At 55.6% G+C, this 25316-nt stretch carries 17 protein-coding genes and 1 tRNA gene; 8 read left to right on the forward strand and 10 right to left on the reverse strand.

Annotation, left to right across the window (positions count from 1 at the left end):
- Positions 1-101 precede the first annotated feature (101 nt).
- Positions 102-1529, reverse strand: a complete 1428-nt coding sequence (locus OZX70_RS08035; RefSeq protein WP_277180577.1) for a mannitol dehydrogenase family protein — start codon at positions 1527-1529, stop codon at positions 102-104.
- A 57-nt stretch (positions 1530-1586) separates the two neighbouring features.
- Positions 1587-3074 carry a glucuronate isomerase gene (gene uxaC / locus OZX70_RS08040; RefSeq protein ID WP_277180579.1) on the reverse strand — a complete coding sequence of 496 codons (1488 nt, stop codon included), beginning with the start codon at positions 3072-3074 and terminating at the stop codon, positions 1587-1589.
- 119 nt (positions 3075-3193) lie between these two features.
- On the opposite strand from uxaC, the gene OZX70_RS08045 reads away from it, so the two are divergent.
- Both OZX70_RS08045 and OZX70_RS08050 read left to right on the forward strand, forming a co-directional pair.
- Positions 3194-4267, forward strand: a complete 1074-nt coding sequence (locus tag OZX70_RS08045) for a LacI family DNA-binding transcriptional regulator (RefSeq protein WP_277180581.1) — start codon at positions 3194-3196, stop codon at positions 4265-4267.
- Positions 4268-4501: 234 nt separating this feature from the next.
- On the forward strand, positions 4502-6706 hold the full coding sequence (locus tag OZX70_RS08050; protein WP_277180583.1) for a DUF2264 domain-containing protein: 2205 nt from the start codon (positions 4502-4504) through the stop codon (positions 6704-6706).
- Between the two features lie 46 nt (positions 6707-6752).
- On the opposite strand, the gene fbaA is transcribed toward OZX70_RS08050, so the two are convergent.
- Both fbaA and OZX70_RS08060 read right to left on the reverse strand, forming a co-directional pair.
- Positions 6753-7820 (reverse strand): class II fructose-bisphosphate aldolase, encoded by a 1068-nt coding sequence (gene fbaA / locus OZX70_RS08055; protein WP_277180585.1) that lies wholly within the window; start codon positions 7818-7820, stop codon positions 6753-6755.
- A gap of 420 nt (positions 7821-8240) precedes the next feature.
- Positions 8241-8311, reverse strand: a tRNA-Gly gene (locus tag OZX70_RS08060).
- 308 nt (positions 8312-8619) lie between these two features.
- Here OZX70_RS08060 and OZX70_RS08065 point away from each other — a divergent pair.
- Positions 8620-9081, forward strand: coding sequence for a DUF3021 family protein (locus OZX70_RS08065; protein WP_277180587.1), 462 nt, complete (start codon positions 8620-8622; stop codon positions 9079-9081).
- Between the two features lie 252 nt (positions 9082-9333).
- Here OZX70_RS08065 and htpX read toward each other — a convergent pair whose 3' ends face one another.
- From htpX to OZX70_RS08080, 3 genes are all read right to left on the reverse strand, one after another.
- Positions 9334-10302 carry a zinc metalloprotease HtpX gene (gene htpX / locus OZX70_RS08070; protein ID WP_277180590.1) on the reverse strand — a complete coding sequence of 323 codons (969 nt, stop codon included), beginning with the start codon at positions 10300-10302 and terminating at the stop codon, positions 9334-9336.
- A gap of 426 nt (positions 10303-10728) precedes the next feature.
- Positions 10729-12207, reverse strand: a complete 1479-nt coding sequence (locus OZX70_RS08075; RefSeq protein WP_277180592.1) for an FAD-dependent oxidoreductase — start codon at positions 12205-12207, stop codon at positions 10729-10731.
- 177 nt (positions 12208-12384) lie between these two features.
- A complete protein-coding gene (locus OZX70_RS08080) occupies positions 12385-15246 on the reverse strand; it encodes a hypothetical protein (protein WP_277180594.1) in 2862 nt (953 codons plus the stop codon).
- A 1013-nt stretch (positions 15247-16259) separates the two neighbouring features.
- Between OZX70_RS08080 and OZX70_RS08085 the strand changes: the two genes are divergently transcribed.
- The 4 genes from OZX70_RS08085 (at position 16260) to OZX70_RS08100 (ending at position 20672) form a co-directional block, all read left to right on the forward strand.
- Positions 16260-17369 (forward strand): ABC transporter substrate-binding protein, encoded by a 1110-nt coding sequence (locus OZX70_RS08085; protein WP_348519446.1) that lies wholly within the window; start codon positions 16260-16262, stop codon positions 17367-17369.
- Between the two features lie 421 nt (positions 17370-17790).
- The gene (locus OZX70_RS08090; protein ID WP_277180598.1) at positions 17791-18609 is read left to right on the forward strand and encodes an ABC transporter permease; all 819 of its coding nucleotides are present in this window, start codon (positions 17791-17793) and stop codon (positions 18607-18609) included.
- A gap of 219 nt (positions 18610-18828) precedes the next feature.
- Positions 18829-20154, forward strand: a complete 1326-nt coding sequence (locus tag OZX70_RS08095; protein ID WP_277180600.1) for a DUF805 domain-containing protein — start codon at positions 18829-18831, stop codon at positions 20152-20154.
- 323 nt (positions 20155-20477) lie between these two features.
- On the forward strand, positions 20478-20672 hold the full coding sequence (locus OZX70_RS08100; protein ID WP_277180602.1) for a hypothetical protein: 195 nt from the start codon (positions 20478-20480) through the stop codon (positions 20670-20672).
- A gap of 160 nt (positions 20673-20832) precedes the next feature.
- Here the strand turns inward: OZX70_RS08100 and OZX70_RS08105 are convergent, their stop codons facing one another.
- The gene (locus tag OZX70_RS08105) at positions 20833-21807 is read right to left on the reverse strand and encodes a hypothetical protein (protein ID WP_277180604.1); all 975 of its coding nucleotides are present in this window, start codon (positions 21805-21807) and stop codon (positions 20833-20835) included.
- Between the two features lie 188 nt (positions 21808-21995).
- The gene (locus tag OZX70_RS08110; protein WP_277180606.1) at positions 21996-22667 is read right to left on the reverse strand and encodes a histidine phosphatase family protein; all 672 of its coding nucleotides are present in this window, start codon (positions 22665-22667) and stop codon (positions 21996-21998) included.
- Positions 22668-23240: 573 nt separating this feature from the next.
- Between OZX70_RS08110 and OZX70_RS08115 the strand changes: the two genes are divergently transcribed.
- Positions 23241-24599, forward strand: coding sequence for an MFS transporter (locus OZX70_RS08115; protein ID WP_277180608.1), 1359 nt, complete (start codon positions 23241-23243; stop codon positions 24597-24599).
- A 155-nt stretch (positions 24600-24754) separates the two neighbouring features.
- On the opposite strand, the gene OZX70_RS08120 is transcribed toward OZX70_RS08115, so the two are convergent.
- Positions 24755-25306, reverse strand: coding sequence for a GtrA family protein (locus OZX70_RS08120; RefSeq protein ID WP_277180610.1), 552 nt, complete (start codon positions 25304-25306; stop codon positions 24755-24757).
- Positions 25307-25316: the final 10 nt, after the last annotated feature.

Raw genomic sequence — 25316 nt, forward strand, 5'->3', positions numbered from 1 at the left:
TAGCCGTACGCTGCTATTTACTTCCCATTTAAATTCCGATAACCACCGTTTGCACCGACATCGGATATTGGCCAAGCGGTTATAAGCCAAATCCCGTTGAATCACGACACTAGATGTGCCGCAACAGCCACGCTCACCTCGTCCATCTGACTGACCACTTCGTCTACGAAGGCGGAAGAGCCGCCGAGACTGCGATCAAGATAAGAGACCACATATTTCACAGCCGCGCGGTCAATGCTTCCATCGGACGTTTTGCACGCTCTCGCGCACGAGACGACCTTGTCTTTGTTGACATCGGCGAGCCGATCGCTATAGCGAATCAGGAACAGTATCCACGCTGCAATCGCGCGGGCTGCAGGGACGACAGACTTTCCGTCTTTCAGCGCTTTTTTGGCGGCGGGAACGATACGGACAGGCAGCTTCTCGCTTCCATCGGAGGCAATCTGCATCAACAAATGACGGATGTTCGGGTTCTCGAAACGTTCGAGCAATTGCTTGCGATATTCGGCGGTGGGCACGCTGATATATTGTCCGGCCAAATCCCACCATTCGTTGATCCAGGAACGCAGAGTCGGATCCGCGACGGCATCGGCGACTGTCTCATAGCCAAACAGCGAGCCGCAATAGGCCAAGGTCGAATGAGAACCGTTGAGCATCCACAGCTTGCGTTCCTCATACGGCGTGACGTCGTCGGTAATCACGGCACCGGCTTCGTCCCAGGCCGGACGTCCCGACGGGAAGTCGCCGGCAATCACCCATTCGTGGAACGGTTCGGTACGCACCGGTGCCGCATCATGCCAATCCTTGACACGTTTGACAAGTTCGATATCACCTTGTGTCGTGGCCGGTGTAATACGGTCAACCATCGACGTCGCCCACGCGACATTGAGACGTGTCCAATCCAGCAAGGACGGATCGACTTCGGCGATGGCCTGCTCGACCACTTTGCGGAAGGCGGCGCCGTTGCCCGCAAGATTGTCGCAGGGCAGCACGGTGATCGGACCCGCCCCCGCGCTTCTGCGGGCCATGAAACCCGCAACCATACGCACAGGGACGGTTTTGAGGCCGTCTGCTTGCGGGTCCGCTTTCAGAGCCTGCAAGTCGGAGGCAACGTCAGCATTGACAACATCCAAGTCGCCGTTCTGGTTGCGCATATAGCCAGCCTCGGTGACCGTCGAGGTGACGATGGAGATATTGCGGTTGGCGAAGCGAGCACGCAGCGCCGCTGTGTCCGAACCGCTATGCATAGAGGAAATCGATGAAATGACCTCGAATTGGTCACCAACCCTCCCGGAAGTAATCAGGGTATATACGCAATCCTGAGACTCCAACAAATCGGACATCCGCGGCCCACGACCGGTGAAACCGGCAATTCCCCAATTTGAGGCATCAGGTGCGTGTTGCGTATACCAAGCCTGATGTGCACGGGTGAAATTACCTATCCCCAAATGGATAATTTTCTCAGGCGCCGCTGGGCGACCGTTCTTTTCACGGCTGATTTGAGGAATTGAAACGCTATCTGTTGACATTACTGCCCCTCTCCTTGATTGCGGTCATATCCTACGTTATTTTTTAGTCTTTTCGACTTACTTGCCTTGCTCGGCGTCTTCGATCTTGAACACACGCTTTGGCTGGGTGGAGACCTGAGCACGCATGATTGCAAGAGCCTCGTCCATCGAAATACGGCGGTCACAGACCAAAGAGGAAACAAAGTTCGCGGTGACTCTCCGGTTCATGTCGTGACGGGAGGGAATCGAGCAGATGGCACGGGTATCGTCGATGAATCCGGAAAGCTTGGCGAATCCGGCATAGGGGACGACAGCGTGGAAATAACGCGAAATCGAATCCGGAGCGTCAATGAACCACCAGGGGGCACCGATATAGAAAGACGGGTAGAAGCCGGCGAGCGGCGCCAGTTCACGGGAATAGACAGTTTCGTCGTCAGTAAAAGCAACGAAATGGAAATCGGAATTGTCGCCGTACTCATTGAGCAGCGGGCGCAACGCCTCGACGAACTCGGCACGAGCCGGGATATCGCCACCGACATCGGCACCATAGTTGGCGAAAGCCGCGGCGTCATAATTACGGGCGATGGCGGGATGCACCGTCATCACCAAACCGTCTTCCTGCGCAAGCCTGGCCTGGTCGTTGAACAGATGGGCACGCAAGCGAACAGCATCGCCGGCACCGATACTTCCTGCGTAGGCCTCGGTGAACAGCATCCGCACTTCGCCGTCCGAAAGCCGTTCCGAATTGAGATCGGCGTGGGAATGATCGCTCAAAACCGCTCCGTGGTCTTTGAAGTAGCGCCTTCTGCGACGCATCGCTTCAGTGAAACCGACGTATGTGGAAGCGTCAACATCGGCGCTGGCACCTAAGGCACGAACCAGTTGTGGCCAATCGGCGCGGGACGGCTCAAGGTACTTGTCCGGACGGAATGCCGGGGCGACAAACGGCTTGAATTGGGGGTCTGCATTGACCTGATCGTGCAGCTTCAGATCATCGACCGGATCGTCGGTGGTCGAGACGAATTCCATATTGAAGCGATTCGAGAGCGAACGCGTGCTGAATTCCGGAGCCTTGAGCATTTCGTTGAGCTCGTCGTAAATCGCGCCGGCGGAATCGGGACCGAATTTTTCCTTGATGCCAAAGACACGAACCAACGAATCCTCAAACCAATAACGCATCGGTGTACCGGCGAAAGCGAACCAATACTTGCCGAAAAGCAAGAACGCGTCGCGTGCCTGAGCTTCGGTAAAATCGGTCTGGCCGACTCCCAACGCACTCAGAGGAACGCCCTGCCCGTGCAAAATCCTCGTCACGTAGTGATCAGGCGTAATGAACAAATCGGTAGGATTGGCAAAATGCTTGTCTTGGGCAAACCACTCGACCGGAATGTGGCCGTGAGGCGAAACAATGGGAAGGTCCTTCACCGATTCGTAAAGTTCCCGTGCCACGCGCAACGGCAGACCCTCCGCGGGCAACAGGCGATCGGGAGATAAAGCAGGTTCAGATATATCCGTCTGGCCAACCATGGCACCATCCTCACAATCCGCGATAAACCATTGATCCACCGCGATCTCAAAACCCCTATTTGTTTTTTCAGTGTACGTGAGGCATCTTGATGTTGTATTCTGTTGCCATAACTTGCCAAAGACTCACTGAACTTGCATCACAAAGGAGCGTGGTGGAAATGACAACAGAGAATGCACACCAATCCGGCCCGGTCTCCGAAGAAGCAGACAAACCCGGAAAAATCACCATCAGGGATGTCGCCAAGGCCGCAGGCGTGGCTCCATCAACGGTTTCAAGGGCTTTTGCACGACCAGGACGTGTCAACGAGGCCACGGCCCAACGAATTTACGACATCGCCGACAAAATAGGATATCGCGCCACCGCCATCAGGGCGCATACCAACGACGACCATCTCAACGGCATGCTCGGCATTGTAGTAGCGGACCTCAGTAACCCGGTTTTCGCCGAGTACACGCGCGCGGCCCAGCACGAATGCCTTTCCAACGGTTTCGGCCTTTTGGTGCTCGATTCCGAGGAAAACGCAGTCATCGAGCGAACCTCCATCCATACCGCCATCCAACATATCGACGGCCTCATCCTCTCTTCCTCGCGCCTCTCCGACGCCGGCATACGCAAGCTCGCCCAGACCAAACCGCTGGTTACGATGAACCGCTCGATCCGCGGCATACAGTCGATCATCGGCGATGTGCAGACCGGGCTGAGCGAAGCCGTCGAGTATCTGACAACCCTAGGCCACCGGAATTTCACCTACCTAAGCGGGCCGGAATCCTCGTGGCAGGACGGTGTGCGCTGGCGCACGCTTTCGTCAATCTGCCAGCGCCAGCACCTGAAACTGCGCCGCGTGCCCTCCAATGCGCCGACGTTCAGCGGCGGTTTCCGGACCGGCGAGGGGTTTCTGAACAACCCGACCAGCGCCGTCATAGCCTACAACGACATCATGGCCATCGGCTTCATCGCGGCACTGCATTCCCGGAATATCAACGTTCCGGGAGAAGTTTCCGTCGTCGGCATCGATGACGTGCAATTCAGTTCGCTGGTTTCTCCCGCGCTTTCGACCGTCCGTCTGCCTCGAAAGGAACTGGGAACGAAGGCCGTGAACGAGGTGCTGGATCTCATCCACCACACCAAACCGGTCAACGACAGAAAACCGATTATGCTGCAATCTTCGTACGTCGTGAGAGCCAGTACCGGCAAGGCCAACCCCTCGCTGATATCAGCAATCCGCATCTGATAACGAGACATGGCGATGCCGTGGGAAACGGGAATAGCGACGAATATTGACCGATATCGATAAATGTTGCCAGATTTTGTCATGAAATTTCAAAATAAATCCGGGCTTCAATCGTCGGCGCACGGTGCTTATCGTTGACGACTTTCCTGGTCCTTGCGAAATATCAATCGTGCAATAGACCATATTTTTTATAGAGTGTGTCAATAGGATTTCGGAAAGAAACAGAGAAGCCCGATGGAAACAAAACCTTTCAACGAAAATGTCGCCACCAACCCACTGCGTACGAAAGAGGATTGCGAACAAGCGCTGGTCGATATCCTTGCGCCTGCCATGCGTCTGGTGGAAAGCGGCGGACGATACGGCCGATTCCGTATGAGCGACAGCGGGGCCGTCTATAGCCAGGACCGCACCTCAATCGAGGGGTTCTGCCGCTTGCTTTGGGGACTCGGACCGCTTTTTGCCAACCGAAGCAACATTCGTCGTTTCCCGCGCTGGTGGCAGCTTTCATGCGCTGGCATCGTGCACGGCACCACGCCCGGCGACCCCGATTTCTGGGGCAACCCGCTGGATGATTATGACCAGCTTTTTGTGGAAATGGGCGCGATTACGGCATTCCTTTTCGAAACACGGCAGGATTTTTGGGATCATTTGAGCGATACACAACAGAGCAATATCCTCATCTGGCTCGACCAGATCAACGCTCATGAACTGCCAAAAACGAACTGGCTTTGGTTCCGGCAGATGGTCAACACCTGGTTCGTGCACACCGGGCACCCCGAGTACGACGCCTTGGTACAGGCCGATTTCGACGTTACCGCTTCGCATTATCTCGGCCACGGATGGTCGTATGACGGCTATAAAAATCAGATCGACAACTATATTCCGTTCGCCTATCAGTTCTTTACTCTGATGAACGCCGGGCTCGCGGAGCGTGACGATCGCGCTCGTCACGGTGCCGATTCCTTAAAAGCCGCTAATATCGATTCTTCGACAACAAATGTCAGCGTTCCTTCTGAAACCGCCGAAGCGAAACGCTATACGCTGCTCAAACAACGCGCGACCGCTTTCGTGCCGAGCTATGCCAACTGGTTCGCCGCAGACGGCGCTTGCCTGCCGTTCGGACGCAGCCTCGACTACCGGTTCGCGCAGGCGGCGTTCTGGAGTGCGGCGGCCTTTGCCGGCATCGACTTTCCGGCCGGCTGGACGCTTGGGGACGTGAAGCATCTGTTGCTGAATAACTTGCGCTGGTGGTTCCGCCAGAATATCTTCCAGTCCGACGGACTGATTCCCATAGGTTACGCCTACCCGAACATGAACATGGCCGAAGGCTATAACGGACCGGCTTCCGCTTACTGGGCGCTCAAAACCTTCATTTTCCTGTGCATTCCGGATTCCGACGTCTTCTGGACCACCCGCGAAAGCGACGATTTCAAATTCGAGCCGCTAAAACTGCAGCCCGAACCGCGCATGTTGGTGGCGCACAGCCGTACAGGCTTGGAAGTGCAGGCGTTCACTGCCGGGCAGCACGCGCCAGAACACAATCACACCGACGCGAAATACGAGAAATACGTCTATTCGACCACCTTCGGCTTCTCAACACCGAAAGCCGCGACCGTGCTCAAGCAAATGGCCTGCGACAACACCTTGGCGGTTTCCGAATCCCAATATCACTGGCGCACGGCCTTCGGCTACGCCGATTATGCGGTGCACAGCGATTACGTTTACTCACGCTGGGAACCGTGGGACGACGTTACGATCCGCAATTTCATCGTGCCCCTGATGCCGTGGCACATTCGCGTCCACGTCATCGACTCCGCGCGCGCTTTGCACCTGGCGGAAGGCGGATTCACCATGCCGGACTTCGGGCAGGAATTGACCGGGCCCAATATCAACGCGATTGGCGGGGTTGCGGGGGCATCGGCCCAGCACGCCGCCGATGGCTCCTTTGCTTCGGGTTGGGATTGCTTGGACGGAAACGTTGCTACGAATGATGAAGATTTATCAAATTCGGTGGAAGCAGGCGGAAACAATCAAAACGTCGGCGAGACCGCAGGAAATCGCGATACAAACGAAGACGTAGTGACGCTGGGAGTTCCGCGACAATCGCTGTTTTACCGCACCGAAGTCGGGCTCACGGGGCTGATCGGAGCGGAAGGCTTTGCACTGGAACTCTCTACGCCGGAACCAAACACGAACCTGCTCTATCCCAAAACCAGAATACCAATGCAGATGCGCACCATCGACCCCGGCCACTACGTCTTCGTTTCCGCCTACCTCGGCGACCGCGAGCTGGAAAGCGTGAACGACGACGGTTCGATAGCTCTGCCCAGCGCCACCCTGATCGGCACCGAACTGCACATCAATTATCGCGGCGAGACGCACACGGTGAATCTGGCGGAACTAACGAAGCCTTCAGAATCAACGAAACAAGCCAAATAACACCATCACCATCGAAGCGGATAAAAGCAGTAGTAACCGATAAATCCTATTTCAACGCTTTGCCGGCCGACCCCAACTCGACGCAGGCTTCGACCACGCGTTTGGCCATCGCGTCTTCAGCCGTGCGTCCCCATGAACGCGGGTCGTAGTAACGCTTCTCGCCCACCTCGCCGTCGACTTTGAGCACGGAATCGTAGTGCTCGAACATGTGGCCGGCGACAGCGCGGGTAAAGGCGTACTGGGTGTCGGTGTCGATGTTCATTTTGATCACGCCGTAATGGACCGCGGCCGTAATATCACCTTTCGATGAACCTGAGCCGCCGTGGAAAACAAGCATAAATGGCTTATTGTCATGCAAATCGGCTTCCGTATAGCGGCTTCCCAGGTTGCCCGCCTTTGCTGCAGAAGCCACCTCGCGCTGGATTTCGCCAAGCAATTCCGGGCGCAGCCTCACCACTCCAGGCTTGTAAGCGCCGTGAACATTGCCGAACGTAAACGCAGCCATATAGGCGCCGCGCTCCCCCAGCCCGAGCCGACGTGCGACGGTGACACCTTCGTCTGGCGTGGAATAGAGCTTTTCGTCGATATCCGCGCGATGCCCGTCCTCTTCGCCGCCGACCGCACCGATTTCGATTTCCAAGACGGTATGGGCTTTGGCCGACAAATCCAGCAACTCTTCGGCGACGTCGAGGTTTTTCTCCAACGGTACCGTCGACCCGTCCCACATATGGGACTGAAACATCGGCTCATGGCCGTGCTTCACTTCCTCTACTTCGCGTGCGAGCAGCGGCCGCACCCAGCCATCGAGATACGGCTTGGCGCAATGGTCGGTATGTAAGGCAATGGAAATATTCGGATATTTTGCGGCCACCTCATGCGCAAACGCTGCAAACGCCAGCGAACCGGTGACACGATCGTTCACGCTTTGCCCGGAAAAATAAGACGCGCCGCCCACCGAAACCTGAATGATGCCATCGGATTCGGCCTCGGCAAACCCCTGCAGCGCGGCGTTGAGCGTCTGGGTACTGGTCACGTTGATCGCAGGATACGCGTAGCCGTTATGCCGCGCGGATTCCAGCATTTCACGATATCGTTCAGGGGTTGCAATGGTCATGGTTCCATTATTGCCGCGAGCCTCGCCATTGATTCCGTCACTGGCACTTTGCCGATAACGGAATCAAAAATACTATGATATAGTAGTCAAGCGTTCAGCGTTGGAGCGGAAACGAAATCCGACGATGTACGACTTTGGGGGATTAACTCAATGGTAGAGCCCGCCGCAAGGCGGAGATGCACGGTTCGATTCCTGCCTCCTCCACTTTCTTCTGTTGAACATGTCGCCGTTTTCATCCCATTATTTCAAGCAAACTAAGCGCCAAGAAGACTTCCGAATTAAATGTCAGAATGTGGGCTTTTTCGCGTTTTAAATTGATTCAAAAACTGTGCCCTTTTTGTGCCCTTTCAGAATTTTAGGGAGAATACCCACGCGTTGAAAATCCTTTATTTGCAACAGTTTTCATGAATCAAAGAAAAGAGCGGATGACGGGAGTCGAACCCGCCTCTGAAGCTTGGGAAGCTTCCATTCTACCGATGAACTACATCCGCAGCGACGCACGCACATTGACGCGCACACAAATAGTGAGTTTAGCACAGGGCTACGAAACAATGCGTTAGGTAACCGAAAGGGAAAGATGCCTAATCGATGCATCAACCAATTGATATAACCCAAAAGAAAATGGACTGCTATATTCACAAATCCTTGAAAAATAACGATTGTGATGATTTTGTGATGCTTTCGTCAACCAATTGACATTATGTAAGCCATATCGAACGGGCGTTATACAATCAGAATTATATTATTGGGTTAATAAATAGCAAATATCCAATTTATTAAGGGAAAGATATTGGAATGTATGAAAAGTGTGCCTCAAACGAACGCTAGAGTCAGCAACAACGAAACAAACCCCTTCAAGGGCAAAAAGGTGCTTCTCCGCAATATCTTTCACAACGCTGCCACTGGACTCGGCTTTGGCTCATTCTTCTTCTTGCTGACCACCGCCATCGTGCCCGGATGGATACCTGTCAATACCTTCAGCATTCTGACCATGTTCGTTTTGAGCGCACTCATCGGAGAGCTGACGTTCTTGGTGAGCGATGGATATCTTTGGGGCTATATCGTCCACTGCGTGCTGACCTTTACGCTGACCATCGGATGGATTCTGGTCAATGGCTGGACTTTCAAACAGATTCCCGGCGGCCTGGCGAGCGTGGTGGCGGCATTCGTGTGCGTATATGCCGCGATTTGGATTATCATCATTGCAAACGAAAAGATAACCGTCAGCAAAATCAACAAGAAAGTCAACGAGCGCCGCTAAAGATGCCAAAGACGGCTTGGTTGAGGACATACTAACCATAATTGCAACAGGATAAATAGGATCAGCTGTCGATAATCAGCTCTTGTAGCTATGAATCCCTGCTAATCACCCTCGAAGAATCAATCCGGTATTGTCGTGAGCCACCCGCCAATATCGCCAATCTACCGGTATTATTCCAACGCCAATGCAACGCGCAACCAATATCATTGGCTCCACACTTCCAAAACCGCCGCATCCGCAGCACAAACTATTTCAGTAAGCGACCTGAGCCGATTCGTCGGACCCCAAGCGATTGAAACGTTTCCCTCCATTCGGGCCAGCCCCGACGCCCTGCATCTCCTGAGCCATCTGCATCAGACGGTTGATGCGTTCCTGGGTGGGAGGATGCGTGGAGAAGAGACGGCTGAAGCCCTCGTCGGAGAAGGGGTTGGCAATCATCATCGCGGCGGCGGACTGGGTGCCGGCGGTCTGCGGCATCGGGTTGGCGGCCGCTCCGGACGTAATCTTATTGAGGGCCGAGGCAAGCGCTGCTGGGTCGCCGGTGAGTTTGCTGCCGTCTTCATCCGCGTCGTATTCGCGGGTTCGGGAAATCGCCAGCTGAATCAGCGAAGCACCGATGGGCGCGAGAATCGAGCTAAGTGCCACACCAAGCAGTCCAAAAATCCCGGAATCGCGGTCATCATTGTCTCGTCCGCCACCGAAGAACATCAGCATATAGCCCAAATAAGTAATCACCGTCGCCATCGCGCTGGCCACCGCAGAAGTGAGGATGTCGTGATTGTAGACGTGCATCAGCTCATGGCCGAGCACGCCGCGCAACTCGCGCTCATTGAGGATCTGCAGGATGCCCTGCGTGCAGCAAACGGCGGCGTGACGCTCGTTGCGGCCGGTGGCGAATGCGTTCGGGCTCATGGTCGCTGCGATATAGATACGCGGCATCGGCTTGCCGGCGCGGGCGGAAAGTTCGCGCACGATACGGTAGAGCTCGGGCGCTTGCTGCTCCGAAACCTGTTGCGCACCCATCGAAGCGATGGAGATGCGGTCGGAGAACCAATAGGAGATGAAGGTCGACGCAAGCCCGATGAAAATGTAGTAGATAAGCGTGTCACGGCTGGCACCGGTAAGCCACCAAATAAGCATGATGATGGCCCACATAACTCCGAAAAGGAGCGTGGTTTTGAGGCCGTTCAAGTGGCCGTGTACTTTGATCTTGCCTTCCATACACTACAGCCTAACGAATCAGCCTGTATTTTCGCTGAACGTTGGCTGTATCGACCAATTGCCCAAACTGCGTCGAAAAGCAGTATGACACCGTCTCATAACATCCATCTGCACGTGAGAACTGCTTTGAACCGCAACAATCCGGCACATTCGATGTCAACACTTTCGACGATGCGATGAAAATCAAGAAAACGGCACCGAAATGCTGATTATCATCGCATGTTCAATCGAACATGCGTGCAAACTCACGAAAGCAGCAGTAAAACAGTGAGTATCATCGCATCCTCGATGGCAAACGTGACATGCACACTCGACCAACGGCCACACATACAAAAGATGCCAGGCCTTCGTCAAAGAAAGCCTGGCACCGGTTGACACCAGCGAAACGAATCTTCGCACTCAGCCTAATGTCAAGGTACGCTGCAATCAGCCCAATGCCAAAGCGCGCAGCTGGTCGGGATCGATGACCTTCTTGTGCTCGCGGCCTTCTTTCGCACCCTCGGCTCGCTCGTAGGCGTCGACCTTCTTCCAGCCGGCGAAGTCGATGGGCTTGACGCCGCGCGAGGCGAGCAGGCGGTCGATGGACTCGGGATCACGGTCGGCGGCGACGCAGCCTTTGCCGGCGCCATCAACGTCCTCGGCCTTGGAAAGATCATCCAGCATGTTACCAACGATCAACAGCGCATCGGACTTGGTGGAACCGATCAGGCCGACGGGTCCGCGCTTGGCCCAGCCGGTCGCATAGAGGCGAGGACGAACGGTGCTCTTGCCGGTTTCCGCGGTGAGCGCTGGTTCGGCGAGGATGCGGCCCTCTTCGTTGGCCAGCACATCGCGCTGCTCGTCGTAGGCCACACCCGGCACGCTCGCCGGCTTGTAGCCGATGGCATGGTAGACGGCCTGAACCGGATAGTCGGTGAATTCGCCGGTGTGGCGCATCACGCCATCGGCTCCGGTTTCGGTGTGCTCGACGTGCAGGCCGACGACCTTGCCGTCCTCGCCCAGCACCTGCGTCGGAGCAGAGTTGAAGTGCATGTAATACTTCTTCGGCGCAGGATTGCCTTCGAAATCGACACCGCCGTCGTCTTGCATATCCTCAGCCATATCGCGGATGGCGTAGAGTTCCTCGACCATCTGGCGGGTGAGCTTGTCCTTGCCGGCCTGCTCGACAGTGTCATCGTCGAGGTCGAAATCGTCCTCGTTGATGATGATCTGTACACCCGGCAGCTTCTCGAGTTCGCGCAACTCCTGCACGCTAAACTTGGCCTGAGCCACGCCACGACGAATAAAGAGGTGCAGCTCTCGGGCCTTGTTGGTTTTGATTCCTTCATAGACATTATCGGGAATATCGGTACGAGCCTTAAGGTCATCGGCATTGCGCATCAGTTCGCGCGAGACGTCCATCGCCACGTTGCCACCGCCGATGACGGCCACCTTCTCGGCATCGAGCGGCCAAGTACGGGCACCCGTGGGATACCCGTCATACCACTCCACGAACCGCGCAGCGCCGTACACGCCGTCGAGGTCGGCCCCGGGAATAGTCAGTGGCCGGTCGGCCACCGCGCCCGTAGCAAAGAGCACCGCGTCGTAGCGCGGCATCAGGTCGTCGAGGGTCAGATCACGACCAAATTGCACATCGCAATACAAATGGATATCAGGGTTGTCCAGCGTCTTCTCCAACGCGTCGGCGATGAACTTGATGGCCGGATGGTCGGGCGCGACGCCGTAACGCACGAGACCGAACGGCACCGGTAGCTTTTCGAACAGATCGATACGCGCGTGGCCAGGCAGCCCGAGGTCGGCGGCCTTCTTCTTCAGCTCGCGTAGGAAGATGTCGGATGAATAGACGCCCGCAGGGCCGGCGCCGACGACGGCGATGCGCAGTTCGTTGCTGTTGTTTTCACTCATGCATCTAGGTTATCGCAACCGGCCCGACCGCGAAAGAGCTTGCGCAATTCGAACAACCGAAAAGGTCGGAAACAGACCAACCATAAAAGACATTCAACGAGATTGCGACGTTCGAAACAGCCAGTAGCCAAAACCGAGATGCTCCGAACACTCGAAGTATCTGGAGCCAATCCAGAATCAGCGGCTTTTGGTGAACCGCTCGCGTAATACATGCGTGACGCCAAGCACCATCAGCGAGATGCCGAGCAATGCTGCCAACAACACCAACATCCGCGGCAATCCGCCAGTCAGGGGCAGCACGGACCCCGCTCTGCGCCAGATGGCATATAGAGTCACATCGGTTTCAGTGGGAGACTTATCGTAGTCAACGTCCTTTTTTTGCTGATCAAAGTACGCTGCGGCAGAGGCCCTCGTGTCGTTGGCAGAAGAATGACCAGGCCGCATATCGTCTTTGCCTGCTTCGTTAGCGGCGAGGTTCCGGTTCCAACCGATAAAATCGAAACCCTCAGGCCCCGTAAGATCACCCTGGGCAGGCAGCGTAATCAGCCCGTTCCTCTCGTCATAATCAATCAATGCCCTAAGCTCGCCGGGCGGGGTGCCGGAGCCGTGATTGCTTGCGTTCGCCTTGAAGGTCGCCTTGAGCCACGGCAACGTGCCATCCAGATCGGCCGGCTCGGAGACGACCTCGCCTATGTTCAGCCGCACCTGAAGATGATGCTCGGTGCCTATGGGGAATTTGGCGACGAAGGTGTCTTTCGGATAGGAGATCGTCCAGTCCTGCACACCGGTTCCATGCAGCTGGACGTACATGCTGTCGGTGCCCTGCGGCTTTTTGCTGTCGTCATAGAAACCGTAGTTGCCGATCAGCTTGATGTTGTTGCGGACGATTGCGAAGTGCTCATCGCGCTCGTAGATCCAGATGTCGTAGAGACCGTGGCCCTTCTTGAAATCGCTGTCGGAAGTGGTCCACTCCTGTTCCTCGGCGAGGTGAACGGTATCGTAATGACCACCGATCTTGAACCCATCGCGCTTATCCGTTACACCCATGCTGTGCAACCGGCCGTCGCTGCCGTTTTCGGTGAGCATCTCGATGTTCGAGCAATCACGATTCGACGGATCGCTGGTCGCACCACCGCTGGTGAAGTTCGGGAAACGCACCCCGGCCGGACAGACCAGAGCCTGGACCCAGGTGCCCTTTTGGACGTCATTTCCTTTGAGGCTGTCGGCGGTGCCGGTGATGGAAATCTTGCCGGGGTCCTCGGGGTCGACCTTCATTCCCTCGACCCTGATGCCCGAAGTGTTCTCGCAAGAGCCCGAATGAGCCTCGTCGGTCATGCAAACGGAGACGACGTCGCCGGTGTCAGTGCCGGTGTCGACCTTGCCGGTCACGTCCACCGTGTCGGTGGAGCGGTGGTATGCGATCTTCAGATCGTAGGGCGTGGGCGGCACGCCCCATATCGCGTAAAGGGTGACGATGGTGCCGTGGCCGGACGATGAGGCGATGCCGCCGGTGGTCGGTATTCCTTGCTTGCCCACCGCATAGATGGTGCCGGACGACGAGCTGGCCTCCGCGTCGCTGCTCCAGCCGAGAAGCTTGCCGCTGGCCCCGGGTATGGAGGCCTGACCGGGCAGGGTGACTTTGAAACTGTTACTGTCGCCGTCGAGAAATGCGTACAGGGGCGACAGGGTTGCGGTGGGTCCCGAGTGCGCGGCGTTGCTGTCGAGATCGACCTCAAGCCAAGGCAGCACGGCCGACTTCTTGGCCAATGCAGACGTCGCGGGCGTCGTGAAGCCGGCACTGTCAAGCGTCAAGACAGCGGAAAGATAGTAGTTCGTGTCACGGGGGTACCAGCCGACGAAATCAGCCGCCGAGAAAGTCACACTCCACGTATGGCTTCCCGAGCCTTGAACCCTGAACTCCTGGGTTCTCGAGGGGACAGGGTCGGAACGTGTCGAGACGGTGCCGGATGCGGCGCGCGCGGCGGCCGAAGCTGAAGCCGATGCCGGCGCCGAAGCCTTGGAACCGGACTTCACAGCCGTCTTAGAACCGGACGAAGTCGCTTTAACGGCCGAAGCCGACAGAGCCTGCGGGGCGGTGTACTGATAGCGCCAGGCCGCACGCTGCGGCGTGCCCATGACCTCGAAGTTCTGGCTGCGCGTGAACACCCATATGTCGTATAAGCCTGAACCGTTCTTGAAATCGCCGTCGGTGGTCATATAGTCGGTATTGGAGGGCGTGGTGAAGCGTCCGCCGATGGTGAAGCCGTCCACATTGGTGCCGACACCGCCGCTGCGGCTGTTCGTCAAGATTTCAATCATCGAACACTGCGCATTGACGGGGTGATGGCTGGCGTCAAATGCGGGGAACGGGGTGTCGGCCGGGCACACCAGAGCGCCCGCCCATGTTCCACGGGTGCCGTAACCGGTGGGGTCGAGCCGGTTGGCGGTGGCTGTGATGCCGAACCTGCCGGAGTCGCTTGGGTCGGAAAACACCGAGCTGACGTTGATGCCGCTTGGTGTGCAAGAGGTGGAGCTCGCCGATTCGTCGAGACAGAGCGTCACTGTGCCGTAGCGGTCGGTGAGGTCGTCGGCCTTGCCGCTGACGGTCACGGTGTCTTTATCGCTGTGATAGACGGCCTTGACATCGGTGGGCGCGGGTGTGGTACGCCAGACGGCATAGAGCTTAACCGGGCTGCTCGGCAGCGTTGCGACCTCATACTGGTGCCTGCCGGGACTATAGTTTGAATCCGTCGTGATGGCTCCGGAATCCGTAGACCACCCGCGGAACGACTGATCCGGACTGGCAGGCGTCATACCCGTGGAGTCGGGAATCTGGACCCGGCACGCGCCGGCGGCGTCGATCGTACCGGTGATATCGGCCGGGACTCCCCCCAAGGCACCGTTGCCGTCGAATGACAGCGTCAGGCACGGGTCGCCCACGTTTTGCGCAGAAACCTCACCACTCTTCTTAGCCAACGTCGACGATGACGCAGCCTGCTCAGACTTCGAATTATCTGTCGTCTTCGACGATGCCGACACCTTCGTATTCGTCGTGTCCCCGGATTTACCGGATGCAGCCGAGTTATCTGAACGGATAGAAGTCAATAAATCAGAATTTGCAGCGGAAGAACCCACGTCATGTTCGTCATCTTGTACAGCACTCGAAGAAACCGGAGCCGAAGCCGACCTTGTCAACGATGCAGCGCCTGCAGGAACCACGCTGAAAAGGCCAGCGGCAACGCATACCGACGCTATAACAACACGCCAGACTTTACCACGCACCGCCAAACCCCCTGTATTACAACTATATCATATTATATGCTCATCTTTCGGTGCCATAACCCTCAACCACTTCCCCCGTGGGAGCACTCACAACACCTTCGTAGCATATGCCTGCCTAATACGACAATATTGCCATACTTTTAGGACAAACGTTATACACCATTCTCTCAGCTAAAAACTTGACAGTACACACTGTCTTAAAAAACGATTGGCAAACACCTTGTCTGCCAAGTTTTCAGGAATCCGCTTCGACTCCGTAAAACCGTTCGTGCGGTAGGCAACAGCCAATATGCTCCAGCTCCAACAGCGCAACAACTTGAGCAACAAAAACGACACACGACGCACGTTAAAGAAAAATCGAGCCTGTCACATTAACTTCATAAAATCGTTTCATTCAGCCATCAGCAACAGCTTTTGACCATCGCAAATTCTTTTTGGAACTCTTGCGAACCCTTGCGGCTATACTGAGCAATGTTCGCGCGGTTGGTGGCAGCAGCTGCGCCAAGACGATAATCCAGTAAACGCAAGGGTACGGATACGGCATCAGCAAGGTTATTAGTCTCAGTATTCCAGACCTTCGACCCCGCTCACCAACATTTCGGCGGTAAACGTCGATTGGCTCCGTTCCGCCCCTAACATCGGTCTGATTCGTCGCGCGGACTCCTCACCTTTCCGCATGCGTCGCCTCAGGCCGCAATACAAAGGCAAGGTGATTCACGGTGAGCATCAAAAGAAATTCTTCTCAGATTTTCAACGCTAGCAAACGCAGTTTGAAGCATGGCCCGAACAATCTGATCACAAAGACAGCGGCAATTATCGGGACGGCGGCAATCGGCCTTTCGCTAGCTGCGTGCGGAAACGGCGGCAACAGCTCCGCCGGCAACAACAGCACGACCAGCGCCAACGGTAAACCAACCCTGACCTTCATGCTCGATTGGACACCGAACACCAATCATGTCGGACTGTATGTGGCCCAGCAGCTCGGATATTTCAAGGATGCAGGTATCAACGTGAAAATTCTGCCGACCGCCCAGGCCGGCGCCGAGACCAGCGTGCAGAACGGAGTGGCCAATATCGGCTTCTCGAAACTGACCGACCTCGCCAACGCCGACGCGCACGGCGCCGACCTGAAGCTCGTCTTCGACCTGACGCAAAAGCCCATCGCCCGCTGGTGCAGCCTCAAGAGCCGCACCGACATCAAGACGCCCAAGGATTTCGCAGGCAAGACCTTCGTTACCTTCGGCTCGGCCGAGCAGAGCGCTTCAGTGCGCCAGATGATCCGTTATGCCGGTGGTGACGGTGACTTCAAAACTGCGACGGCAGGCACCAACACCTTCCGCACGCTCACCAGCGGCAAAGGCGATTTCGCCGGCTTCTACGCCAACTGGGAGGAAGTGGAATCGCAGCTCAACGGCCCGGCCCTGAACTGCTTCGCCGCCGACAAGTGGGGCGTGCCCGGCAATCCCGACCAGCTGGGTTTTGCGGTGAAGAACTCCTGGCTTAAGAATTCGCAGAACGTCGCCAATCTGCAGAAATTCCTCAAGTCCGCGCGACGCGGTTATGACTATGCTCTTGCCAATCCCGACAAAGCTGCCGACATCCTCGTGTCGCAGACCAAAACCTCCCACCTCGACCCGAAACTCGCCAAGGCCTCGATGGAAAAGGTCGTGAAAGAAGGTTACTGGAGTGGCAACGGCATGAACGATGACACCACCGATGGTAAGCCCGACCAGAGGCTCACGGCGACGGTCAATGCCGAAGACGGCCAGAAATATCTGGACTTCCAGTACAACGCCGGCACCTACACCGATTCGCACAACAAGAAGCTTGCCCAAGCGCCCCAAGCCGCCGAGCTTTCGACCAACAAGTACGTGCAATGAGATAGCCTTTGCAAAACTCCGGGAGCACTGAAATCGCAACCAACAAGTGTGTGGAATGAAGGAGCCGATACCCAAAAAGTTCATGCCATTGGGCACGTCCCTCTTTGCACAACCCAGAAACTGCACATAATGTATGGCCACAGCTCATTGCAAGCGACAACACGCAAATTCGTGCATCCAAATAACGATGTTGGCGCACCAAGTACCCCCTTATCCCATAGATTTGTCCCGAATTCTCTAAATTCAACGATGTTGGCGCACCAAGTACCCCAAATATCGAAGAAATCAGAGCAATTCGCTCAAAAATGGGGGTCTTGGCGCACCAAGTACCCCAAATATCGAAGAATTAACCCCCAATTGACGGAAAACAGCCATCTTGGCGCACCAAGATAATATAAAGACAAATGAAGGAGACACGATCATGGACTCTGTGGCACATCACCAACGCCATGCCGCACAACACTGGTGGTGGAAAGCCCTGCCACCGACCGTGACCATCGGCGCGGTACTCGCGCTTTGGCAGGTTGCGGCAAGCGCTCATCTCGTCAATGAGACCACGCTTGCCTCCCCCGTTGCCATCGCTTCGTCGATGGTCGCTACCTGGCCCGATCTAATGGCCGCAACCGCCGTAACCACCGGCGAGGCGCTAGCCGGGTTCGCAATCGCGGTCATCGTCGGCATCGCCATCGGCATCGGCCTCTACGCCTCAAAAACCGCCAACCGCGCCATCTACCCGCTGCTCGTGGCCGCGCAGACCATCCCCATCATCACCATCGCGCCGCTTTTCATGATCTGGTTCGGCTTCAACCCTGCTGGCAAAATCATTCTTGTGACCGTCTTCGGCCTGTTCTCGATTGCCGTCGATACCTCGCGCGGCTTAACCGCCGTTCCCCGCTTTTATCAGGACGTGGCGCTGACCTGCGGAGCGACGAAACCATGGACACTGTTCCACGTGAAACTTCGCGTCGCCGCCCGCCAGATTTTCTCCGGCATCCGCATCAGCGCCGCTTACGTTTTCGGCACGGCCGTCACGGCGGAATACCTCGGCGCGACCAACGGCCTGGGTGTGTGGCTGCAGGGCGCGTTCAACTCGTTCCAAACAGCGATGATCTTTTCGGCCGCCATCGTCGTAGTGGCACTCACTGGCATCCTGCTTGGACTGGTCTCGCTCGTCGAACGCCTGTTGCTCGGTCCGGCCGACAAGGATGACGCGATATCGCTGGATGACAGCGAATTCTGATCATTCCAATAACGCGTGCCCCGAAATCCCTTAAAACAGAAAAATACGGCCAAACCGTTCACCCAATACGTTGTCTCAAGCTGGTGGCTTTCCTTATTATCAGCTAAACTAAAGAAAAATATGTGAAGTCGTGTCTTCACGCTGTATCTGGACGATGTGGATATTCACCCGTTATCGCAATATGCATAGAACAAGGAACAGTTCAACGAAAGGAAATCGATGAACGACATCAATCCGCAAAACAACGGGGATTACACTCCTTCGGAGCCCAATCCATACACAGGCAATGGCGTTCCAGGAACCTCTGATAATGTCGTAGCCTCGTCGCCTTCGACTTCGGAATCGAACCGGCCCGATGGATTCTCCCAGAACCCTGCATCATCCAGCATTCCGCCACTGCCCAACTCAACATCGCAATATCAGAATCCTCAGTACGGGACGTCCCAATATAACGGTTCGCAACCGACGCCACAATATAACGCATCCCCTCAGGCATCACAACCGTCGTCACAATACAACAATCCACAGCAAACCCAGAACAGCCTTCCTCCTCAATTCGGGGCGAACCAGCCTGCAGACGCTCAAGGCGGGGCGCCTGTATTCCCTGGAAATATGACCGGTCAGCCCTATGGCAATCCAAACCAAGGCCCCAATAATTTCGGGCCTGTGATGGCCGTTCCGTTGAACATGCCGTATTACGGATGCACGCCGATAGAAGCCGTCAAGCGCTTCTTCCTCAAGTACGTCAAGTTCTCGGGCCGCGCCAGCCGTAGCGAATACTGGTGGTCGCAACTGTTCATTTTCCTTGTCTCGATTGTCATTTTCATACTCGATCAGGCGCTGCTCGGCAAGGACACCAGCTTCATCGACACCATCTGGGAACTTGCAATCATCATCCCCCAAATCTCCGTTGCCGTCCGCCGTCTGCATGATTCGAACAAGTCTGGCTGGTGGTGGTTGCTGCCGTATGGCCTGTATATCGCCGCAGTGGTCGTTCTCCTCGTATCCATTGGGGTGGGCATTGGCGTGGGCGCAGCGATGAACCCATCCGTACTGGTTTCGAGAGCCTTCGGAGCCGGCGTCATAGGAGGAGTAATCGTGGGTCTCCTTTGCGTTTTCGCAGGTGCAATCCTGCAAATCGTGCTTATGGTACTTGGCCCCAATCCGCAAGGCGCGCGTTTCGACGAAGCCCCGGCTCCCGGAACCTTTGCCAGCGGCCAATACATGCCTCCGATGAATCAGGGAAATACTGCGGGTAACCAATACAGCGAATACACTCAACCGATGCCACAGCAGAATCCCTTCAATCAGCCCTATCCGCCGACCCCGAGCCAACCGGCATCTGTGAAAAATCCATACACGCAGGCCGGAAATTCGCAATACCCGCCCCAAGCCGCGTCGCAACCAAAAGCGTCAAGCCAAAGCCAGAATCCTTTCAGGCAGCAAGGCCAACAAGGAGCGCAGGCACCGCAAACACCGCAACCCGATAACGGATTCGGCGCAGGAAACAACTACGAAAACAACGGCAACGACTCCGTTCAGTAAACGGTGATCGCCCTATCAGAAGGCCCTTTGGATACATCTTCCGGTTGAATCCGAAGGGCTTTTGGTTTGTGGCGAGCCGATGACCACGTCATCTGGCAATAGTGCATAAATCTGCAAATATAATATTATTTATTCATTTAGAAACTAGTCATCGCTTCGATTAATGGTAAATCACAGAAAACATAAAATCTGTAGCATTTTTAAAAAATGTATAGAACGGACTACTATAATGAGTCAATGTAAATAAATTTGTACGTCTAGCACTTGTTGGAGCCAACCCGACGCACCGCGGCGTGCGTGGCCGACCAGAAGGGAAAAGCATCATGAGCACAGCTGATTCAACCAACAATCCACAGGGCACAAACGTTAAAGAACCTCCGTACGACGCAAATACGCGACCCGGCGGTGGCCACGACGGCAAGACGAAGCTGCCCGGTTCCGGCGGGGAGCCAGCGCAGGGATATATGGGCCCGACTGATATGGGCCCAAACGATAAGAATCCCAAGAAAACGGAATAATGATTGATACTCAAAAAAACGTGCGTTACCAGCAAATTGCGGTAACGCACGTTTTTGTAATGTATAGGAACTAAGCCTGGCTCAGTCGACTCTACCGTTTCAGACGAATCAAGCGGCCATATCGAAAGAAACCGCAACGGTATATGACCACTTGCTAATCCTAGAGTTCCACCGGCGGCTTGTTCTTGTCCTCCGGAATGTCCTTGAATTTTTCGGCCAGCTTGGCCTTCCTCATCTTTTCTTCCTTTTCCTTTTCGGCCTTCGCCACCGCAACCGGGTCATAGACGACGTCGTTGTGGTGCTTTTCCCACTCGGCTTTGGCGAGCGGAGAGACGAACCCGGCAACCGCATCAAGAGCGTCTTCTCCAGCATCATCACCGGCTGCTTCATCGTACTTGGCGACCAGATCCTTGAACTGCTGGCTGGTCAAATACATGCGCGGAATGGCCATGCGCTCGCACAATTCGTTGATATAGAGCATGATCGGAGTCGCATTGTGGGCGGCGGAATCCGCATCCTTCGTGGTGCCTTCGTCGCTTTCGACCAGACCGAACAACCCGCTGATAGCGGCCAATACCACTGCAAGGCGCTGAGCCACGGACTCGACGTCCGGGCCGTGCGGGGTGGAATCATTTTCCTGCTCGCTGCCCTGCTCGCCTTCACCCGACACGGCGCTGGCACCCGCGGCCTGCTCGATCTCCTCAAGCGCAGCGGCCACGGCCTTCACCGTCTTTTCGCCCCAACCGACATTGAGATCGCCAGCACCGGCCATCACCAACGAGGTATCACCAGAACGGGAATAGTCTTCCATCTGCTCGTACGCATCGTTGACGTCAATCAGTGCGTCGACCATCGACTGCGGACGTCCAGGAATGCTGACCGCGCCTTCATAGACGAATTCGGCGTCGGCCATGGGGATTTCCTCGCCGGTAATGACCTCGGCGACGGCCCGGCAGACCAGAACCTGCAAATCCTCGGCATATTTCGCGTCGTTGCCGAGCTTCTGAGCCGTATCCAACGGCCAAAGCGCAATGAGATCGACGCCAGCCTGCGCCGCATCTCTCACCTCGGGCATCAAAGCCAAACGAGCCAATTCACCATCTTTAATGATGCCGCCTTCAATATCAACCGCCATATTCGCTCCTTTGCCTTACTTCCAAATTGCCGGTACTCACTCTATCGTAATCCATACACAGCAATGACAACGCCGAAGAGTTCACGGCCAGAATGGACTTTGTCGCGTCGCGTTGCGTCTTACTTGCGAATCGCAACCATAAAGACATGCACAAACCAGAAACCGTTTGGCTTCCGGCTTTTCTATGGTTACTTCACGTCCTTGGCAGGGTCGACATAGGCGATACGCAACATCTTGCCGGTGGCGCTGTCGTAGGTGATCGAGGTGATTGAGGCGAGCGCGGTGTGACGCAGCAGCATGTTGTGCTCTGGATGACCGGTTTCCAGCATATGTCGATAGCTCCAAATCGGCGATTCGTGACTGACGATGATGACCTGCGCTCCGGGATGGTTGCGAACGACCTCCTGCGCGAAATCGCCAACTCGCGCGGCGATGTGCTGATAGCTTTCCCCCCAGCTCGGCCGCCAGAGATTGCACAGCAGCTTGAGACTTCGCGGACGCCACAGTGCGGCTTTGCCGTAGCCGACGCGCAAGCCACGAAATTCGTTGCCCGCCTCGATGAGCCGAGGGTCGGTTTCGATGGAAAGCTCCGTTTCCCCGTGCGAGACTCGAACTGGGTTAAGCGCGTCCAGAATCGCCTGCGCTGTTTCGCACGTGCGGTCCAGCGGCGAGGAATAGATCGCCACTGCCTGGTTCATTTGTGCATCCGCCGCGATATAACGCCCACTCGCTTGTGCCATCCGCAAGCCCAACGCGGAAAGGTGGAAGCCGGGAAGACGCTCGTAAAGCAGGTGATTCGGGTTCTCGACCTTGCCATGACGAACGAAATGCAACGTGGTCTGTTGGTCGGTTGACGACATGAACTGCCTTTCATTGACTCCGATTGCTTGGTTACTTTTAAAATACCAGCGCGTCTGCCCGCCTCATGACTATAACGATTTGCCCGGCCATCCGGTCACAATCCGGGCATTTTTATCCTCTTGGCGCGCCAAGTCCGCCAAAATTTGAAGAATTCAAGCATAATCATCAATTTTCCGTGTACTTGGCGCGCCAAGATACCCGAATAATGAAGAATGAAGGTCCAATCACCGATTATTGCCCAACTTGGTGCGCCAAGATAACTGAAAAATGGCAATATTCGCGGCGTCGCGCGCACCCGGTTATGTGTATCTGAATTGCTAATGAATACGTTTGCAAAAGATTTACGTTTTGCTCTTCGTTCACCGCGCAATTCAGCGTGTATTTGGGATACATAACCAGTAAAGTAGCAACGCTGAGAATAAGAAAATGCGATTACATCAAATCTTCATTTAATTCCACAAATCGGTTTATGCGAACGAATTCATACGCTCAATCGCAAGCCGGTGGTTTTTCTCTGCCTGCGCACCAAACATAACACTTTCCCACACACCTTGAAAGGAGTCCTCAAAGCCATGCGCTTTATACCCATCTCCGGCATCAAAGATGCTTCCCACCGCCTCTTCGGAGGCTATGCCGAACTCCTGCGCATGCCGCACACCGCGCGCTTCGCCATCGGCTCGGTCATCGCATGTATGCCGTTTCCGATGGTCGGCATGACCATTACCATTTCGGTGCAGCATTATTACGGCAATTACACGCTCGCCGGAGCGTTGAGCGCTGTGCAGGCCATTGCATTGGCGATTATGAGCCCGGTGCTCGGCAAGTTGGTTGACAAGTTCGGGCAACGACAGGTCTCGATCCCCACGATCATTGTTTGGGTCATCGCGGCCACAGCGCTGGTTTCGTGCATCACCGCACGAGTTCCCGCTTGGATTCTTTTCGTTCTCGTGCCGTTCATGTCCGCAATCCCGCCGTGGGGCGCGATGTCTCGCAGCCGCTGGACGTATCTGCTACACGGCGACCGAGTACGCACTGAACGGGCACTTTCGCTTTCCGGCGTTTTCGACGAGGCGATGTGGGTCATCGGCAATCCGCTGTCCTCGACCTTGGCCGTGATTTCGGGCGTACTCGCTTTCTCCGTGACCGGCATGTGCGTGATCGTCGGTGCGTTGATGTTCCTGACCGAACTCTCCACGGAACCGCCGTCGCAGACCGACCTTGCCCGAAAAGCCGGTATTACGCGAAAGGAATACCGCGAGCGCGAGGCTCTGAAGGCCGCCAAAATGCGCGGACGTGATGAAGCCGCCGAAAGAAGATCCGGCTTGCTGAAAAGCGGCCAATCCATTTGGGGGCCAGGTCTGATCGCCATGTGCGTCACCTGGTTCGGCCTTGGCGCCTTCCAGTCGGCCGCGTCGATTTCCATCATCTCGTTTGCCGCCGAACAGAATATGCAACAATACACGGGCTTTGTTTTCGGGTGCTTCTCGCTCTCCTCGATGATCGGCGCGATTTTCTACGGCGCGAAAAACTGGACGATTCCGCTGTGGAAGCGTTTCTACTTCTGCCTTCTCGTGGTGGACCTTGGAATCGGCTCGTTCATGTTCGCCCACAATATCTGGACCATCATGATCATCTACCTCATCATCGGCGTCTGCCAAGCCCCGACGTGGATCAACGGCAACCAGCTGATGCTGCATCTCGTGCCGCCGACCCGCTTCACCGAAGGCATGGCCTGGACCAGCGCGATGAACTCCATCGGCGGTTCCGCAGGTTCGGCCATCGCCGGCGTTTTCATCGACCAGATGGGCTCTCATGGGGGCTTCCTCGTTGTCACCATTTTGGCGATAGCCTCGCTCGTGCTTTCATTCACCGGCTTCAAGCAGATCAAGCAAAGCACCGAAACCCCAATACTCACGCAGGTCGAGGTGTGAGGTGTAAGGCGTGAGGTATGACATCGATTGAACGATAAATAGCCAAATAATATGAACTACAAAAAGTTGGAATGGTAAATGGCCTCGAACTTTCCCGATAAAAGAGGGAAGCCGAGACCATTTACCATTGATTAAAAATTACTTTAAAAAACTATCTACTGCCAGCCCTTGGGAGTGTGGGCTATCGACCACTCGCCGAGCTTTTGGGCGAAAGTCTTGCGCTCGGGGGCGGAAGGCGAAGACGCGGCGGCAGACGCAGAGCCAGCCGACTTGCCTTTCTCTGCAGAATGGTCGTCAAGCAGCCACTTTCGGATGACGAAGTTCCAAATGGCCACCACGACGGTAGCCACAATCTTGCCGATATTGGTGCGTAGGATGTACATCCCGTGCTGCACGATAGCGGCATTGGCAACCATTCCCAAGGTACTCATCCAGATAATCAAGTCATTGATGCCAAGCCCGACCACTGCTGCCGCCAGGAAAATCGAGCCTTCCATCCAGCGGGCCATATCGGCGCGGCGCTTGAACACATATTTCATACTCGCCCAGTAATTGAACGCCAACGAAACCAGGAACGAAATCGTACTCGCCACGACGTTGTTCATATGGAAGGCGGCCACCAGAAGATTCAGCACGCCGAAATCGATGACGGCCGCGATGACACCAACAATACCGAATTTCACGAGTTGTTCAATAAGCTTTTTCACAAGAGTCTAT

The organism is Bifidobacterium sp. ESL0732, from assembly GCF_029395535.1.
Taxonomy (GTDB): Bacteria; Actinomycetota; Actinomycetes; order Actinomycetales; family Bifidobacteriaceae; genus Bifidobacterium.